The sequence below is a fragment of the Roseateles sp. Mitsp63 genome (assembly GCF_059491535.1).
Window position 1 is genome coordinate 1705066 of sequence record NZ_CP168509.1, and the last position, 16994, is coordinate 1722059.

Genomic DNA, 16994 nt, shown 5'->3' on the forward strand with positions numbered 1-16994 from the left:
CGAGTCGCACAAGGCACGAGGTCCTCCGTGCGGGAATCCGCCCGCAGGGTCAGGCCGTGCGTCGACTTTCGAGCAGCGTGGAGGTTGCGCTCATGGCGACTTGGCAAAAGGCAAAGGGTTGGACGAAGCAGCGTCCTCGCCGATCGGCGGGCCGCCACCGGGAAGACTGCGTGACACGCATCGAGCACGATGCAAAGAACGATGCGCTGTTGCAGTTGGTGCGCGCGGACTTCTCGATGCTGCGATCAGACTTTGCCGGCCTTCGTGGAGACATGCTGGAGCGCTTTGGCAAGGTCGACGGGGAGATCACCGGCATCAAAGGTGAGATCACCGGCATCAGGGGCCAGATCGATGGTCTCAAAGGGGAGATCCATGGCATCAAGGACACGGTCGAGGGCCTGAAGAACTCTCTGAGTTCGACGCAGTGGCTCGTGGGTGCCGCGGTGGCATTGATGGCGTTACTCCCTCAAATGCCAAGCATGATCGCGGCCTATCGCTTTCCGCCGCCGCCCCGAAGCGCCTCACCGGCGGCACACCCCATGCCATCGGCACCCGAGCCCGCGGCGAGCGGGCCTCAGACGCCAGCGCATGGGTGACCCGGTGCGACAATCCCGCCCCATGAGCGAAACCCTTGTCCTGACCCGTCCCGACGACTGGCACGTGCACCTGCGCGACGGTGCCGCGCTGCAGAGCGTCGTCCCGTACACCGCGCGCCAGTTCGCGCGCGCGATCGCGATGCCGAACCTGAAGCCGCCGGTCACGACGGCCGAGCAGGCCCAGGCCTATCGCCAGCGCATCCTCGCCGCCGTGCCGGCCGGCGTGGATTTCGAGCCGCTGATGACGCTCTACCTGACCGACCGCACCCGCCCCGAGGAGATCGCCGCGGCCAAGGCCGCGGGCGTCGTCGCGCTGAAGCTGTACCCGGCCGGCGCCACGACCAACAGCGATGCCGGCGTCACCGACATCCGCAAGACCTACGCCACGCTCGAGGCCATGCAGAAAGCCGGCCTGCTGCTGCTGGTGCACGGCGAGGTCACCGATGGCGACGTCGACGTCTTCGATCGCGAGGCCTTCTTCATCGACCGCGTGATGACCCCGCTGCGCAAGGACTTCCCCGAGCTGAAGGTCGTGTTCGAGCACATCACGACCAAGGAAGCCGCGCAGTACGTCACCGAGGCCGGCCGCTTCACCGGCGCGACGGTGACGCCGCAGCATCTGCTCTACAACCGCAACGCGATCTTCATGGGCGGGCTGCGTCCGCACTATTACTGCCTGCCGGTGCTCAAGCGCGAGGAGCATCGCCTCGCGCTGGTCCAGGCGGCGACCTCGGGCAGCCCGAAGTTCTTCCTCGGCACCGACAGCGCCCCGCATGCGTCGGTGATGAAGGAGAACTCGGTCTGCGGGGCCGGCTGCTTCACCGCGCTGTCCGCGATCGAGCTCTACGCCGAGGCCTTCGAGGCCGCCGGCGCGCTCGACAAGCTCGAGGCCTTCGCCAGTTTCCACGGCGCCGACTTCTACGGCCTGCCGCGCAACGCCACGCAGGTCACGCTGCGCAAGACCGAGTGGACGCTCCCCGAGGCCGTCCCCTTCGGCGAGGCCGCGCAGCTCAAGCCGCTGCGCGGCGGCGAAGTGATGCGCTGGAAGCTGGACTGAGGCTCACTTGAACCGGTACTGCGCGGACAGGTAGAAGAACCGTCCGCGCGGGTCGGTGTAGCTCGGGTCGTAGCCCGAGATGAAGAAGTAGGCCTGGTTCGAGAACGGCGGCGCCGTGTTGAACAGGTTCTTCACCCCCGCCCGGAGGGTGAGCGCGGCGGTGGCGTCCCAGCCGCCCGACAGGTCCCAGAGCGAGTACGCCTTGACCTTGTTCTTGCCGACGATGAGCCCGGTGTTGGTGTCGATCGCCGAGTTCTGGTCGTCGTAGCCGCTGTAGAAGGTGTTCGCGAGGTTCACGCTCCACGGGCCGCGCGACCAGTCGATGTTGAGCCGGTGCCGCCAGCGCTGCACCACGCCGTCGGTGACGAAGCGGCCGAGGTTGCTGATGTAGGGATCGCCATCGCCGGTCTGCTTCTTGGAGCTCAGCGTCCAGGTCCCCACCAGCTTCACGCCCAGGCGCCCCCAGCCGGCCGCCGGCGAGCGGTACTCCAGCGTCAGGTCCAGCCCCGAGGCCTTCTGCCGGCCGCGGTTCTCCTTGCGCAGCTCGATGTAGCAGATGCTGGAGTCCGTCGGGTCGTAATCGCAGCCCGGCATGCCCTCGTTCTCGTTGTAGCGATGGACCAGCGGCTCGTACTTGTCGAGGTTGGCGAGGATCACGTCGTCGCCCAGCGTGCTGATCAGGTCACGCTTCTCGATGTGCCAGTAGTCGAGCCCGACGCTCCATTGCGGCGTCGGATCCGCCAGCATCCCGATCGAGAACTGGCGCGACTTCTCCGGCTTCAGGTTGGGATTCGAGTACGTCCGCGTGTCCCAGTTGTTGGCGCAGAAACCCAGGTCGTTGGCGTTCTCGCGCATGCAGACGGGGTCGGGCAGGGTGGCGGTCTCGCTGACCTTGACCGAGCGGTAGAGGTCATTCATCGACGGCGCGCGGAAGCCGGTGCCGGCCGAGGCGCGGAAGGTCAGCCGGTCCATCGGCGCGTAGCGCAGGCCGATCTTGGGATTCGTGGTCGCGCCGATCTTCTGGTAGTGGTCGTGGCGCAGCGCGAACTGCAGCTCCCATTCCTTGGTGATCGGCGCCAGCAGCTCGCCATAGGCGGCCCAGATCTTGCGCGAGTTGTCGGTGAACTGCGCGTCGCCCGGCGACGAATCGCCCAGGATGTTGTCCGAGATCAGCAGGTCGCTGGCCGCCGAGGTGGACTTCTCGCGCCGCAGTTCCGCGCCGAGCGCCAGCGCCAGATCGCCGCCGCCAAGCGCCATCAGGCTGCGCGTCACCTTCGCGTCCAGGCTGTCCATCGTGCCGCGGGCGCGGCGCACTTCCTGGTTGATGTTGTTGTCGCGCAGGAAGGCCAGGCCTTCCGCGCTCGACGGGCCGAAGGGGTTGAGCCGCCCGTCGGCGTAGGCGGCCATCGTCGCGTCCTCGGGCAGGTAGCCGCGCACATCGCGATCGGACACCCGATTGACGCTGTGGTTGAAGCCCCAGTCGTAGTCCCAGCTGCCGATCGTGCCGGTCATGCCCACGACCACGCGGCTGCCGGTGCTGACCAGCTCGCTGGCGCGCGGGCCGGCCTCGAGCATGCGGGTGCGGACGGTGATGAGGCGGTCGTCCGGCAGCGCGTCGCCCAGGCCGGTCGCGGCCAGCTGCGGGATCAGCGACACGTCCAGGTCGGCGTCGATGCGGTTGCTGGTGCCGACATACCAGCTCTTGCTGCGCGTGTAGGCGGCCTCGACGAAGGCCTCGTGGCGCTCGCCGAGCTTGAGCACGCCGCGGCCCAGGAAGCTGCCCTTGTCCGTCTTCGGATAGAGCTCCAGGTCGCGCATGTAGTCGTAGGTGCAGCCGTCGACGCCGCCGATGCCGGCCGGCAGGTAGAGCGAGTGCGGCGGCTGGCAGTCCGGCGCGCTGAGGTTGATGGTGCGGGTGCTGATCGGCCGGCCGCCGATGGAGAAGCCCTGGTCGATCAGGTAGTCGCGCTGGTCGCGCGAGAGCCGGATGTTGCCGGGGAAGCTCGCCGACGACAGCAGGTGCGGTAGCCGCTCCGGGATGCGCAGGTCGGAGATGAAGTCGCGCTGCGAGGTCCGCAGCGCGCCGGTCTTCTGGATGTCCAGCACGCCCAGCACGTTGAAGCCGTCGCGCGCCAGGTCGCCATGGCCGGCCGCGATCGATGCGGTGCGCTTGCCCGCGCCACCCTCGCCGGCCTTGCCCGCGTAGACGTCGAGCTGCACGCCCTGGTAGTCCTTGCGGGTGATGAAGTTGACGACGCCGCCGATGGCGTCGGTGCCGTAGATCGCGGACGCGCCGTCGAGCAGCACCTCGACGCGCTCGATGGCCGCGGCCGGGATGTTGTTCAGGTCGACGCCGTTGTCGTCGCCGGGCGAGGCGAAGTTGGCCATGCGCCGGCCGTTGAGCAGCACCAGCGTCGACGAGGTGCCCAGCCCGCGCAGGTTCGCGGAGTTGAAACCCATCTGGTCGCGGAAGCCGCCGGTGCCGATGCTGACGCCGTCGGTCAGCGCGTTGCTCATCGACGAGACCGTCGCCATCAGTTCGGCCGCGGTGGTGACGCCGGCCTTGACGATGTCGTTGCGGTTGAGCACCTGGACGGGCAGGGCGCCTTCGGCGGCGATGCGCTTGATCGCGGAGCCGGTCACCTCGACGCGCTGCAGGCGCTGCGCCGGCGCCGACGCGGCCGGTTCCGGCGGCGCGACCTGGGCCTGCGCCGCGCCGCAGGCGGCGATCAGCGCCGCGATCGCGCCGAGCCTCGGCGCGAGGGACGGTCCAAGCGGATCGATCGAAGGACGGACGGTCATGGCGGGCTCCCTGTTGGCCGGTCTTGCCGGCGCCGATGCGGCGGTGTGGCTCAGTGGGATCAGTCTAGGGAGCGGGCTGTCATGAACAAGCGGTGCTGACCCGGGGCAGTCGCGACGATGCAACTGCGATGTGACCAATGGTCACCCAGGGGTCTGGACGCGACGCTATCTTTCCCTTCCGCCATCCCCCCTTCGTCCGACCCGCCTCCCCCTTGCGGGGTGAGTTCCACTGGTTACCCGATGCCGCCGGTCCGCGGCCTGAGGCCTTGACGATGACCGATTGCTGTTCTGCCAGATCCGTTGCCGGCGCGCGTTCGCCGGTGTTCGCCGCGCTGTTCAGGGCGCTGCCGGCGGCGCTGTGCGCCGGCCTGTGGGCCGTCGTGTGGGCTGGCCTGTTGGCTGTCCTGTTCGCCGCCGCATCCGGGCCCGCGCTGGCCGCTTCGCCGGGCAAGGCTGCAAAGCCGGTCACGGGCGCGGCGAAGGTGGCGCCATCCGCGGCCGCCCCGGCGCCGGCGGCGTCCTCGAGCGCGGCAACGCCTGCCCCCGCGGCGGAGGCCGCGCCGGGCGATGTCCCCATAAAAGGCCACGCGATGGCCATCGGCGGCGCGCTCAAGGCGGACAACGACGAGGTGTGGAACCGCCTCGTGGCGCTGGCCGGCGGACGCGGCGCGCGCTTCGTCGTGTTCGGCACCGCCGCCGAGGACCCCGAGGCCAGCGCCAAGCAGATCGTCGAGCAGCTGCAGCGCCGCGGCGCGGTGGCCGAGGCGCTGCCGGTGGCGCCCAAGTTCTCGTGGGTCGACCTGAACAAGGTGGTGCGCGATGCCGCGCTGATCGCCAAGGTGCGCAATGCCAAGGGCATCTTCTTCACCGGCGGCTCGCAGGAGCGCATCGTCGACGTGCTCTTCCCCGGCGGCCACTCGACGCCGATGCTCGATGCCATCTGGGATGTCTACCGCAAGGGCGGCGTCGTCGCCGGCACCTCGGCGGGGGCCGCGATCATGAGCACGGTGATGTTCCGCGACGCGCCCAGCGTCATCAGCATCCTCAAGGGCCAGTGGGAGGAGGGCAAGCAGATCGACCGCGGCCTGGGCTTCGTCGGGCCGGGACTGTTCGTCGACCAGCATTTCCTCAAGCGCGGCCGCTTCGGCCGCATGGTGCCGCTGATGCTGGCCAAGGGCTACAAGCTGGGCTTGGGCGTGGACGAGAACTCCGCCGCCGTGATCCGCGGCGACGAGGTCGAGATCCTCGGCCACAAGGGCGCGCTGCTGGTCGACCTCAGCGAGGCGAGCTCGGATCGCGCGCTCGGCGTCTTCAACCTGAAGAACGCGAAGCTCACCTACCTCGATCACGGCGACCGCATGAACCTGCGCACGCGCGGCGTGACGCCGTCGGCGCTGAAGCTGCGCGGCCAGAAGCTGGAGCCCGGCGCGCCGGACTACAAGCCCTACTACACGCTGCCGCAGTTCTACACGGACATGCTGGGCGACTCGACGATCTCGACGGCGATGTCGATCCTGATCGACAGCGTGCAGCCCGAGTTCCGCGGCCTGAGCTTCGAGGCCGCGCCCAAGGCCGGCGACACGCTGGCCGACCTGGGCTTCCTGTTCCGGCTCTACAAGGGGCCCGGCAGCATCGGCTGGAGCACCGACGAACTGGGGCCCGAGGACTACACCGTGGTCAACCTCTACCTCGATGTCACGCCGGTGCGCATGCCGCTGCCGCTGTTCGCGCCCTGGTCCGGCGACCGCCGTCCCGCGCAGTCCGCGCCGGCCGAGGAACCGCCGGCGGGCGAACGCCCGCAGCAGCCGTAGACGCACGGGCCCGGCCGCGCGGGCGGCGCCGCCCGCCGGACCGGCGGGGCCGTCCGGCACGAGGCTTGCTGGCGGCCCCCGCAAAGCCGCTAGCATGCGGCGTTCGCTCTTTCCTGGAGTCTCCTGCGTTGTCGCGAAAACTTCTCACCCCTGGGCGTGCCGCCGCCGGGGCGGTCCTGCTGCTGCTGGCGGCGCTGGGACTACCCGTCGCGGCGCAGTCCCCGCCGGCGCCGCTGGCGCCCGTTGCCCCGCCGGGCATGCCCGCGTCCGCGGCCAGCCAGGCGCAGCCGCCCGCGCCGGTCTCGGCCAGCGCCCGCCGCCTCTACGACCGCAGCCGCGCGCAGCTGCTGCAGATCCGCACGCTGTACAACGGCAGCCAGGCCTCGGTGGGCTCGGGCTTCGTCGTCAGCGCCGAGGGTCACGTCATCACCAACTACCACGTCGTCAGCCAGCATGCGCTCGAGCCCGAGCGCTACCGCCTGCAGTACCAGACGCCCGAGGGCGACGGCGGCGACATCCAGCTGCTGGACTTCGACGCCCGGCGCGACCTCGCGCTGCTGCGCATCGTGGCCAAGGCGGGCGACGCGAAGGCCGATCCCAAGGGCGTGGTCGCGCGCATGACCGCCACGCCGCTGGCGTTCCGCAAGGGCAGCCAGCCGCTGGCCAAGGGCGAGCGCATCTACTCGATGGGCAACCCGCACGACGTGGCCTTCGCGGTCGTCGAGGGCACCTACAACGGCCTGGTCGAGCGCAGCTTCGATCCGCTGATCTACTACTCCGGCTCGATCAATCCGGGCATGAGCGGCGGGCCGGTGCTCGACGAGGATGGCGAGATCGTCGGCATCAACGTGTCGACGATGATCTTCGCGCAGCAGATGAGCTTCCTGGTCCCGGCGGAGCACGCGGCCGCGCTGCTCGCGCGCAGCCGCGGCGCCGCGCCGATGAAGGGCGCCGCCTGGCCGAAGCTGCGCGAGCAGCTGATGGCCTACCAGGACGAGCTGTCGAAGAACTTCCTGGCGCAGCCCTGGCGCACGCTGACGCATCCGCGCTACCGCTTCCCGATCCCGCAGGAGCAGTACATGCGCTGCTGGGGCAGCGGCACCTCCGCCGACGCGCAGGGCCTGCAGATGCAGCGCACGCAATGCCGGATGGAGCATGCGCTGTTCATCAACGAGAGCCTGCAGACCGGCTACCTGGGCGTGACCGAGGAGGTCTACGACGGCAGCAAGCTCGGGGCGATGCGCTTCGCCAACATCTACTCGGCGAGTTTCCGCAACGAGCGCCTGGGCGCGCCGGACCGCGACCGCACGGCGCCGTACTGCAAGGAGGATTTCGTCCAGCAGAAGGACGGCCCGCCGCTGCGCGCGGTGGCCTGCCTGCGGGCCTACCGCAAGCTGGACGGCCTGTTCGACCTGACGGTGCTGGTCACCAACGTGGACGCCCCCACCGAGGGCGCCCTGGGCCGCTTCGAGGCCCGCGGCGTCAGCTTCGCGAACGCGACCCGGCTGACGCGTCATTACCTGCAAGGATTCGCATGGACCACGCCGCGGTAATCGAGATCGTCGACCGGGACGGTCATTGCCGGGAGACCCACAAGGTGCGCGCGTGGCCGCTGCGCATCGGCCGTTCGCCGGATTGCGACCTGGTGCTGTCCGATCCCCACCTGGCCGGCGCGCATGCGCTGCTGCACTGGGACCGCGGCGAACCCGCCGCCGAGCGCAGCGACGAGGCGCTGGACGCGCAGGCCTCGCCCGCCGCGGGCGGCCCGGTGCTGGAGCTGCTGCCCAGCCACAACGGCGGATGGCTGGACGGCGCTAGGCTGGTGGCGGGCAGCCGCGCGGCCTGGCCGTCGTCGGCGCTGCTGCAGATCGGCACCACGCGGCTGCGGCTGCGGACCTCGCTCGACGCGCTGCCGGCCGAGAAGCCGATGAACCGCGCCGATGAGCCGGTCAGGCGCGACGCGCGTCCGTCCTGGGCGCTTCCGGCGCTGCTGGCGGCGTGGGCGTTGATGCTGTGGATCACGAACTGGGCCACCAACGATGGCTCGGCGACCTGGGTGGACATCGTCAGCGCGCTGCTGGCGCCGGTGGGCATCGCGCTGATCTGGTCGGCGCTGTGGGCGCTGGTGACGCAGGTGTTCCGGCACTGGTTCGCGTTCGGCGCGCACCTGTGGCGGGTGCTGATCGCCATCGTGGCGATGCAGGCGCTGGAGGTGCTGGTGCCGGTGCTGGCCTACATGTTCAACGTGCCCAGACTGCTGGCGCTGGAGACGCTGGTCATGTCGGTGGGCGCCGCGCTGCTGCTGTGGTGGCACGCGACGGTGGTGTGGCCGCGCGCGTCGCGGGGGCTGGCGGTGGGCATCGGCGCGATGTGCGTCGTCGGCCTGGTGCTGACGGTGGGACGCCGGACGGAGCAGCAGTACTGGCTGGGGCCGAACTACATGGCGACGCTGCCGCCGCCGGCGCTGCGGATCGCCACGCCCAAGCCGGTCGATGACTTCATCGGCGGCATGCAGGCGCTGGAGGCGCCGCTGCTCAAGCAGGCGCAGAAGCGCAACGACCAGGCCGGCGGCAGCGGCGACAACGACGAGTAAGGAGCGCGGCTAGGCACTGGCCGGCCAGACCTGCCCGCACTTGCCTCGCGCAAGAACTCCCTCGCCCCCCGCGAGGGGGGAGAGGGCAGGGGAGAGGGGGTGCTTGGAAGGGCAGCAGCGCTGTGGCACGAGCCCCCTCTCCCCTCCCTCTCCCCGCTGGGGCGAGGGGGTAAGAAGGAGCGAGTGTCGGCACTTGCCTTGCGCAAGAACTCCCTCGCCCCCCGCGAGGGGGGAGAGGGCAGGGGAGAGGGGGTGCTTCGAAGGGCAGCAGCGCTGTGGCACGAGCCCCCTCTCCCCTCCCTCTCCCCGCTGGGGCGAGGGGAATACGGGCGGTGCACTAGCTCCTTCGCCCCCTGCGGGGGCGAAGGCTCAGGCGGTGGCTGCTGGCCTCGCGAGGCCAGGAGAGGCGGTGCGTCTGCGCAGCCAGGCCACCACCGGCAGCTCGATGCAGCGCCCGATGAGCCAGCCGCCGGTGACGGCGGCGGTGACGGCGATCGCGAAGATCACGAACTCCGGCAGCGCTCGATAGAGCCCGGCCTTGGCCAGCACGGCGAGCACGATGTTGATCAGCAGGCAGTGGGCCAGGTACAGCGAGTACGACGCCGCGCCCAGTTGCGCCAGCACCGCCGGCACGCGCACCGGCCGGCGCCGTTCCATCGCGACCAGCGTCGCCAGCACCAGCGCCGATGCCAGCCCGAGCGCGACGCGTCCGCCGAAGGCATGCGGCCCTTGCGCGCCGAGGCGCTCGTAGAGCACCGCGCCGATGAAGGCCGCGCCCACCAGCAGCCATTGCCGGTTCACCAGCGGCAGCGCCGCGCGGCGCGCGAGCAATCCCGTGGCCACTCCCATCAGGAACTGCAGGCAGTGCGGATCGCCGAGCTTCAGCGGCAAGGCGCCGGGCAGGGCGCCGAAGGCCTGGGCGATGACCAGCACCGCCCACAGTCCATAGAGCGCCAGCCCGCCGCGCAGGTGCAGCAGCAGCACGCAGAAGCTCAGATAGAACAGCACCTCGTACTGCAGCGACCAGGCGACGCCGACGTACGCCGGCTCCTGGCCGCCGATCCACAGCAGCAGCGTGCCGGGAATGTCGTCCGCGCCGAGTTCCGACACCGGCGTGCGGCCCGCCAGCCAGCGCGCCGCGATCGACGGTCCCGCCGTCATCGCCAGCACCAGCCAGTAGATCGGGAACACGCGCACGAAGCGCTTCCACAGGTAGCCCGGCCAGCGCGCCGCGCCGCGTCCCAGCTCCGCGTGATGGACGTAGGTGATGATGAAACCGCTCAGCACGAAGAAGAAGTCGACACCGGCGTAACCGAAGTCGAACATCCCGCCGAGCGCCACATGACCGCTGAACTGCGGCACCCGCATCAGGTGGGTCGCGTGCATCAGGACCACGGCCAGCGCGGCGAGCGCGCGGGCGGCCTCGATGGAGGCCAGTTTGGGGGCGTGGGCAGGGGCGGTCGGGGACATGGCGCGAAGGCGGTACGGCAGGGGCCTGGGCAACCTCGCACTGTAAGCCGGCGGCGGGCCGGCACTCGCCGGGCGTCCCTCGGGACGGGGGAACCCGTCCAGGGGACAGCGCCCCTTGGCGGCCGGGAAGGGCTCAGTTCGACGTCAGCCGCTTCTCCATGAACACCGACAGCGGGTCGTCGGCATAGTTGCCGAACGGCTCGCGCCGGCCATAGCCCAGCGTCTCGTAGAGCTTGAGCGCCTCGGGCTGGTGCACGCCGGTCTCCAGGCGCGCCAGTTCGATGCCTCGCGCCCGCAGATGGGCTTCGAGTTCCTCCATCAGGACCTTGGACAAGCCGCGTCCCCGGAACTGTGGCTGAACGAACATCCGCTTGATCTCGCCATAGGCGCCGTCGCCGTCCTCGACGACCTTCACCGCGGCGCAGCCCGCCAGCCACTCGGCCAGCCAGACGCCAATGAAGCGCACCTGCGGCTGGGCCAGCGCGTCGACGTCGGCCAGGTGGTTGCTCTCGCTCGGGTAGAGCGCCGCCATGTAGGCGTCCGATTGCGCCAGCAGGGACATCGCCGCGGCGCTGTGGGGGTCCAGGGGTTGGATCTGCATGATCCCGAAGGTAGCAACCGATGTGCCTGTCGGCCCCCGGTGCCCTGAAAGGGTTTGCAAGCCAATGTTCGCTTGCAAATCGTCATAAAGGTGAAGCAAGCCGATAGGCCGGATTCTGTGCACGGATCCTCTTGCGATTCCCCGCGTGACCGCCATTCATCTGGGCCGGGCATCGCTGCCCGGCTCGGTGCCACCTACCCGCCAGCTCTGCGAGCCGCATCGACGCTGGCCTACTTGGTGTTGCTGCGCGTAGAGATTGCCCGTTTCACCCGGAACCGGCTTGCGCCGGTCCCGACTCGTCTCTGTTGCTCTGATCCTCGGCTTTCGCCGGGCAGCCGTTAGCTGCTACGCCGCTCTATGCAGTCCGGACCTTCCTCCAGTGCCGTGTTTCCACGATCGCACCAGCGGCGGTCTGGCTTGCTTCACGGGAGCGGATTCTAGCCGCGTGGCCGCTTCGGCTTCGGCCACGCGGCGCGTTTGATGTCAGGGCTTGCCTGCGAGGATCGCCTCGATGGTCTGTTGCACGGCCAGTGCTTCGGCGAAACCGGGGAGGCTGTGCGAGCGGCCCTCCAGCATCGCGGCCCAGTGGCTGAGCTGGTCGGTCATGCCATTCATGCGTAGCGTCTCGGCGTCGCCCAGGCTCTGCACGCGCTCGCCCTGGCGCTGCTGCGTCACGCCGAACCAGTCGCGCAGCTCGATCTCGCCCTCGCTGGCGCGCCACAGCATGCGGTTGTCGTCGGCGCGCTGGCCACCGATGGCGGCACTGACCGTCACCGGGATGCCGGCCGCGGTCAGCTCCGCCTCGACCGACAGCTCCGAGCCGATGCCATCCCCGGGGTACACGACCTCGCTGCGCACGACCCGCGCCGGGCCCAGCACCCGCTGCAGCACGAAGATGAAGTGCGACAGCACCTCGCGCGTGAAGCCGCCCTCGGCGCGCTGCGACAGCCAGGCGCCCGCGCCAGCCTGCCAGGGCCGTGGCCAGGCGGCGAAACGCAGCTCGATGCGGACATCGTGCAGCGCGCCCAGCGGGCGCCGCGAGGCCGCGCCGAAGGCCAGCTGCAGCTGCGCCAGCCCGGTCGACGAGGCCAGCGAGTAATTCACCGCGGCCCGGCGCCGTTCCTGCTCGATGCGCTCGATGCAGGCGCGCGCGGCCGCGAAGTCGGTGGTGAGCGGCTTCTCGCACAGCACCGGCAGGCCGGCGTCGAAGGCGCGCTCGGACAGCGCGATGTGCGGTCCCGGCGGCGTGGCGATGTACAGACCGTGCAGGCCGGGCTCGCGGATCAGCGCCTCGGCGCTGGCGGCGGCCCGCAGCATCGGATCGTTCGCCAGCGCCTGCGACAGCACCACGGGGTTCTCGTCCCACACCCGGGTGACGCGCAGCCGCGCATGCCCGGCCAGCCGCGCCAGCATCCGCTGGCCCATCACGCCCAGTCCCACCACCCCAATGCTCAACACGCCTGGCACCACCGTCTCCGCCCGAAGTTCCGCAAAAGTCCCGCAGTGTAGGGGGGCCGCCACAGCGCCCGCCGCCGCCCGGCGGACCCGGGCGACCCGCGCACGCCCGCCGCGCAAGCGGCGTGCCCGGCCGGCATGACGGCCGGCGCGCCGGTCCGCGCAAGGGTATCGTCGGCGGCTTCTCGCACGCTCGCACCGCCTCACGCATGAATCCCGAAGCCAGCCAACTGTGGCGCGCGCCGCGCTGGGCCCTCGCCATCCTGCTGGCCGCGCTGGCCACGGTGGGGCCGTTCTCCATCGACACCTACATCCCCGCCTTCGCCGGGATCGCCCGCGCGCTGGACGCCACGCCGGTCCAGATGCAGCAGACGCTGTCGGGCTACCTGCTGGGCTTCGCGGTGATGAACCTGTTCCACGGCGCGCTGTCCGACAGCTTCGGCCGGCGGCCCGTGGTGCTGTGGGGCATGGCGGTGTTCGCGCTGTCCTCGCTGGGCTGCGCGCTGGCCGGCAGCATCGGCCAGCTGGTGTTCTGGCGCACGGTGCAGGGGCTGTCGGCCGGCGCCGGCGTGGTCGTCTCGCGCGCCATCATCCGCGACATGTTCCCGCCGTCCGAGGCGCAGCGCGTGATGTCGCAGGTGACGATCTTCTTCGGCCTGGCGCCGGCGATCGCGCCGATGATCGGCGGCTTCCTCTACGTCCACGCCGACTGGCACGCGATCTTCTGGTTCCTGGTCTTCGTCGGCGCGCTGCTGTTCGCGGTCACCTGGCGCCTGATGCCCGAGACCCTGCATCGCGACCATCGCCAGCCCTTCCACGTCGGCTCGCTGCTGCGCGGCTACCAGAGCCTGGTGGGCAGCCGGCGCTTCCTGCTGCTGGCGCTGGCCAGCGGCATCCCGTTCAACGGCATGTTCCTGTACGTGCTGGCCGCGCCGGTGTTCCTGGGCGAGCACCTGGCGCTGCAGCCGACGCAGTTCTTCGTCTTCTTCCTGTTCAGCATCGGCGGAATCATGGGCGGCGCCTGGCTGAGCGGCCGGCTCGCCGGCCGGATCGCGCCGCGCAAGCAGATCCGGCGCGGCTTCCTGATCATGGGCTTCACCTCGATCGCCAACATCGCCTGCAACCTGCTGCTGCCGCCCAGCCCGTTCTGGGCCTTCCCGCTGATCAGCAGCTTCGCGTTCGGCTGGGCGCTGATGGTGCCGGTGGTGACGCTGCTGGTGCTGGACCAGGCGCCCGAGCGCCGTGGCATGGCCTCGTCGCTGCAGGCCTGCATCGGCAGTGCCGCCAACGGCCTGGTGGCCGGCGTGCTGGTGCCGCTGGTGATGCATTCGACGCTGACGCTGGCGCTGGCCTCGGCCGCGATGATGTGCATCGGGCTGGTGTCCTGGACCTGGGTCAAGCACGAGGTGTCGGCGCCGCCGCCGCCTTCCCCCTGAGGACCTGCGAGCCTGCGGGCCTGGACAGGGAAGGGCGTGACATCGGCCCGCCCTCCGTCCTCAAGAAGCCCGCGCGGGCTCCGAAATAGACAGGGCGTCCCCGTCTCGTTTCCGGAGCCCCGTCCATGTTCCATCGCCCCGGCCTCGGCCCTCTGCTGCCGGCCGTCCTCTGCCTGTCCCTGCTGCTGCCCGGCGCCGCGCGTGCCGCCGACGCGCCGGCGGGCGACGCCTCCGCCGGGCCGTTGCGCGACCGCCTCGCCGAGCGCCTGAAGGACGACAGCGCCACGCTCAAGGTCAAGAAGACGCCGGACGACGTCCGCACCAGCAACCCGGTCGACCTGCGCGCCCGCCGCGCGGCGCCCAAGCCGGCCGCGGCCGCCTCGGCGGCGAAGCCGTCCACCCCCTGGGCCTACACCGGCGAGGGCGCGCCCGACCGCTGGGGCCAGCTGCAGCCCGAATTCCGCCAATGCGCGATCGGCACCCGCCAGAGCCCGATCGACCTGCGCGACACCATCAAGGTCGACCAGGAGCAGATCCAGTTCGACTACAAGGCCAGCAGCTTCTCGGTGGTCGACAACGGCCACACGATCCAGGTGAACGTCGCGCCCGGCAACGCGATCCAGGTCATGGGCCGGCGCTACGAGCTGCAGCAGTTCCACTTCCACCGCCCCAGCGAGGAACGCATCAACGGCCGCCAGTACGACATGGTCGCCCACCTGGTCCACAAGGATGGGGAAGGCCGGCTGGCGGTGGTCGCGGTGCTGCTGGAGCGCGGCCAGGACCAGGGGCTGATCCAGACGGTCTGGAACTACCTGCCGCTGGAGCGCGGCGACACCTACGCCGCGCCGGTGCCGATCGACCTCAGCCAGCTGCTGCCCAAGGACCGCGCCTACTTCTCGTACATGGGCTCGCTGACGACGCCGCCCTGCACCGAGGGCGTGCTGTGGATGGTGCTGCGCCAGCCGGTGCCGGTGTCGACGCAGCAGATCTCGGTGTTCACGCACCTGTACCCGATGAACGCGCGTCCGCTGCAGGCGCAGTCGGGCCGCCTGATCAAGGAATCCAACTGAGGGCCGCGCCCCCGCGCCCCCGCGCCCGGGCCGCCAGGACTGAGCCGCGGGAGCCATGCTTGCCGCTTTGAGCCGGCGCTGTGACGGTCGTCACGGCACCGGCTCTCTTCTTGGTGGAAACCCTTGGTTTGCGGTCAACGAGCCTTCAAAATCCTCGCCGCCCCGTCCCTGTCATGCGTTTGTCTTGATTCAGATCAAGGACGGGCGCGTCCAACCTCCCCCCAGGAATCCCCATCGTGTTGAAGACCATCAAGTCGCGCCTGATCGCGATCAGCATCCTGATCGTGGTGGCGGCCGTCGCGCTCGCCACCTTCGCCAGCTACTGGGCCGTGCGCGATCACGCGCGCCGCCAGGTGCAGGCACAACTGACGGACATCGCCACCGCCAATGCCGCGGGCGTCGCCGCCTGGGTGAAGACGCAGAAGGACGTCGTGGCCGCGATGGCGCCGGCCGCGCAGCTCGAGGACCCGCGGCCGGTGCTGACGCAGGGCCTGCAGTCGGGCCGGCTGGACCTGGCCTATGTCGGCGGCGCGGACAAGCGGATGATCTCCATCCCCGACCGCCAGCGCCCGGCGGAGTACGACCCGACCGGCCGCGGCTGGTACAAGCAGGCGTCCGGGTCGGACCAGCCGGTGATCACCGCGCCGTATGTCGCGGCCTCGAGCAAGAAGCTGGTCGTGACCTTCGCCAGCGCGGTGCGCGCGGGCGGCGAGGTCAAGGCGGTGACCGGCACCGACGTGGCGCTGGACGACATCGTCGCGACGATGAAGTCGATCAAGCCGACGGCGAGCGGCTTCGCGATGCTGCTGGACCGGAAGGGCACCGTGATCGCCCACCCGGACGCGGCGCTGACGCTCAAGCCGGTGAAGGACCTGTCCGCCGCGTTCGATGACGCCCTGCTGGCCACCGCGCATGGCGGCGAGCCGACGCTGGCCAATGTCGGCGACGAGCGCTTCTTCCTGAAGGCGGTCGACGTGCCGGGCACGGACTGGGTGCTGGTGGCCGCGGCCGAGCGCAACGAGGCGCTGGCCGCGCTCTCGGACGTGCTGCGCAACGCGGGCCTGACGATGGCGGTGGTGACGGTGGTGGCGGCGCTGGTCGCGGCGGCCGCGGTCGGGGCGCTGCTGCAGGGCCTGGCCGGCATCAAGCGCGCGATGAACGACATCGGCGCCGGCGAGGGCGACCTGAGCCAGCGCCTGCAGGTGCGTGGCGAGGACGAGATCGCCGACATCTCGCGCGGTTTCAACCAGTTCATCCAGAAGATCGAGCAGGTGATGCTGCAGGTGCGCGAGACCAGCCAGTCGATCGCGGTGGCGTCGCGGCAGATCGCCGCCGGCAACCATGACCTGAGCCAGCGCACCGAGGAGACGGCCAGCAACCTGCAGGAGACGGCCAGCTCGATGGAGGAGCTCAACAGCACGGTGGCCAACAGCGCGGCCAACGCCGACCAGGCGCGCCAGCTGGCCGACACGGCGAGCCGCGTCGCGCGCGACGGCGGCACGGCGATGGGACAGGTGGTCTCGACGATGCAGGAGATCAGCGCGAGCTCGCGCCAGATCGGCGACATCATCGGCGTGATCGATGGCATCGCGTTCCAGACCAACATCCTGGCGCTGAACGCGGCGGTGGAAGCGGCGCGCGCGGGCGAGCAGGGGCGCGGTTTCGCGGTGGTGGCGGGCGAGGTGCGGGCGCTGGCGCAGCGCTCGGCGGGCGCGGCCAAGGAGATCAAGGCGCTGATCACCGCCAGCGTCGAGCGCGTCGAGACCGGCACCCGCCAGGTGTCGACGGCGGGCGAGACGATGAATGAGGTGGTGGGCAGCGTGCAGCGGGTGGCGCAGATGATCGGCGAGATCAGCCACACGGCGCAGGAGCAGAGCCACGGCATCGGCCAGGTGAACGTGGCGGTGGCGCAGCTGGATCAGGTGACGCAGCAGAACGCGTCGCTGGTCGAGGAATCGGCCGCGGCGGCCGAGAGCCTCAAGGACCAGGCGCAGAAGCTGGCCGACGTCGTCGGCACCTTCCGCCTGAGCGGCAAATAACTCCCTCGCCCCCCGCGAGGGGGGAGAGGGCAGGGGAGAGGGGGTGCTTCGAAGGGCAGCAGCG

General features: G+C 70.5%; 12 protein-coding genes and 1 other RNA gene. 8 read left to right on the forward strand and 5 right to left on the reverse strand.

Features of this window, described 5'->3' with window-relative positions; genetic code table 11:
* Positions 1–170: 170 nt before the first annotated feature.
* Together ACEN96_RS07465 and pyrC are read left to right on the forward strand one after the other, a co-directional pair.
* Positions 171–596, forward strand: coding sequence for a CCDC90 family protein (locus ACEN96_RS07465; RefSeq protein WP_495587405.1), 426 nt, complete (start codon positions 171–173; stop codon positions 594–596).
* 22 nt (positions 597–618) lie between these two features.
* Positions 619–1653, forward strand: a complete 1035-nt coding sequence (gene pyrC, locus ACEN96_RS07470; protein WP_495587406.1) for a dihydroorotase — start codon at positions 619–621, stop codon at positions 1651–1653.
* A 3-nt stretch (positions 1654–1656) separates the two neighbouring features.
* Here the strand turns inward: pyrC and ACEN96_RS07475 are convergent, their stop codons facing one another.
* On the reverse strand, positions 1657–4455 hold the full coding sequence (locus ACEN96_RS07475) for a TonB-dependent receptor (protein WP_495587407.1): 2799 nt from the start codon (positions 4453–4455) through the stop codon (positions 1657–1659).
* A 272-nt stretch (positions 4456–4727) separates the two neighbouring features.
* Here ACEN96_RS07475 and ACEN96_RS07480 point away from each other — a divergent pair, with 272 nt between their 5' ends.
* From ACEN96_RS07480 to ACEN96_RS07490, 3 genes are all read left to right on the forward strand, one after another.
* The gene (locus tag ACEN96_RS07480) at positions 4728–6266 is read left to right on the forward strand and encodes a cyanophycinase (RefSeq protein ID WP_495588570.1); all 1539 of its coding nucleotides are present in this window, start codon (positions 4728–4730) and stop codon (positions 6264–6266) included.
* A gap of 128 nt (positions 6267–6394) precedes the next feature.
* Positions 6395–7819 carry a S1 family peptidase gene (locus tag ACEN96_RS07485; protein WP_495587408.1) on the forward strand — a complete coding sequence of 475 codons (1425 nt, stop codon included), beginning with the start codon at positions 6395–6397 and terminating at the stop codon, positions 7817–7819.
* Complete coding sequence (locus ACEN96_RS07490) at positions 7801–8859, forward strand: FHA domain-containing protein (RefSeq protein ID WP_495587409.1); 1059 nt, start codon at positions 7801–7803, stop codon at positions 8857–8859. The genes ACEN96_RS07485 and ACEN96_RS07490 overlap by 19 nt, the downstream gene beginning before the upstream one ends.
* Positions 8860–9228: 369 nt before the next feature.
* Here the strand turns inward: ACEN96_RS07490 and ACEN96_RS07495 are convergent, their stop codons facing one another.
* The 4 genes from ACEN96_RS07495 to ACEN96_RS07510 form a co-directional block, all read right to left on the reverse strand.
* Positions 9229–10329 (reverse strand): acyltransferase family protein, encoded by a 1101-nt coding sequence (locus tag ACEN96_RS07495; protein ID WP_495587410.1) that lies wholly within the window; start codon positions 10327–10329, stop codon positions 9229–9231.
* Between the two features lie 133 nt (positions 10330–10462).
* Entirely contained in the window at positions 10463–10930 is a 468-nt protein-coding gene (locus tag ACEN96_RS07500; protein WP_495587411.1) for a GNAT family N-acetyltransferase, read from the reverse strand.
* A gap of 88 nt (positions 10931–11018) precedes the next feature.
* An RNA gene (gene rnpB / locus ACEN96_RS07505) (RNase P RNA component class A) lies at positions 11019–11354 on the reverse strand.
* Positions 11355–11413: 59 nt separating this feature from the next.
* A complete protein-coding gene (locus tag ACEN96_RS07510; protein WP_495587412.1) occupies positions 11414–12388 on the reverse strand; it encodes a Gfo/Idh/MocA family protein in 975 nt (324 codons plus the stop codon).
* Between the two features lie 206 nt (positions 12389–12594).
* Here ACEN96_RS07510 and ACEN96_RS07515 point away from each other — a divergent pair, with 206 nt between their 5' ends.
* The 3 genes from ACEN96_RS07515 (at position 12595) to ACEN96_RS07525 (ending at position 16930) form a co-directional block, all read left to right on the forward strand.
* Positions 12595–13821, forward strand: a complete 1227-nt coding sequence (locus ACEN96_RS07515; RefSeq protein ID WP_495587413.1) for a multidrug effflux MFS transporter — start codon at positions 12595–12597, stop codon at positions 13819–13821.
* Between the two features lie 125 nt (positions 13822–13946).
* Positions 13947–14891: a carbonic anhydrase gene (locus tag ACEN96_RS07520; protein ID WP_495587414.1), complete on the forward strand. Its 945-nt coding sequence runs from the start codon at positions 13947–13949 to the stop codon at positions 14889–14891.
* A 236-nt stretch (positions 14892–15127) separates the two neighbouring features.
* A complete protein-coding gene (locus ACEN96_RS07525) occupies positions 15128–16930 on the forward strand; it encodes a methyl-accepting chemotaxis protein (RefSeq protein ID WP_495587415.1) in 1803 nt (600 codons plus the stop codon).
* The last annotated feature ends 64 nt before the right edge of the window (positions 16931–16994 follow it).

What these genes read in the sequence shown, in the direction of transcription:
- ACEN96_RS07490 (WP_495587409.1), top strand. Translation starts at nt 7,801, where the DNA reads ATGGACCACGCCGCGGTAATCGAGATCGTCGACCGGGACGGTCATTGC.
- ACEN96_RS07495 (WP_495587410.1), bottom strand. Translation starts at nt 10,329, where the DNA reads ATGTCCCCGACCGCCCCTGCCCACGCCCCCAAACTGGCCTCCATCGAG.
- ACEN96_RS07480 (WP_495588570.1), top strand. Translation starts at nt 4,728, where the DNA reads ATGACCGATTGCTGTTCTGCCAGATCCGTTGCCGGCGCGCGTTCGCCG.
- pyrC (WP_495587406.1), top strand. Translation starts at nt 619, where the DNA reads ATGAGCGAAACCCTTGTCCTGACCCGTCCCGACGACTGGCACGTGCAC.
- ACEN96_RS07520 (WP_495587414.1), top strand. Translation starts at nt 13,947, where the DNA reads ATGTTCCATCGCCCCGGCCTCGGCCCTCTGCTGCCGGCCGTCCTCTGC.
- ACEN96_RS07475 (WP_495587407.1), bottom strand. Translation starts at nt 4,455, where the DNA reads ATGACCGTCCGTCCTTCGATCGATCCGCTTGGACCGTCCCTCGCGCCG.
- ACEN96_RS07515 (WP_495587413.1), top strand. Translation starts at nt 12,595, where the DNA reads ATGAATCCCGAAGCCAGCCAACTGTGGCGCGCGCCGCGCTGGGCCCTC.
- ACEN96_RS07500 (WP_495587411.1), bottom strand. Translation starts at nt 10,930, where the DNA reads ATGCAGATCCAACCCCTGGACCCCCACAGCGCCGCGGCGATGTCCCTG.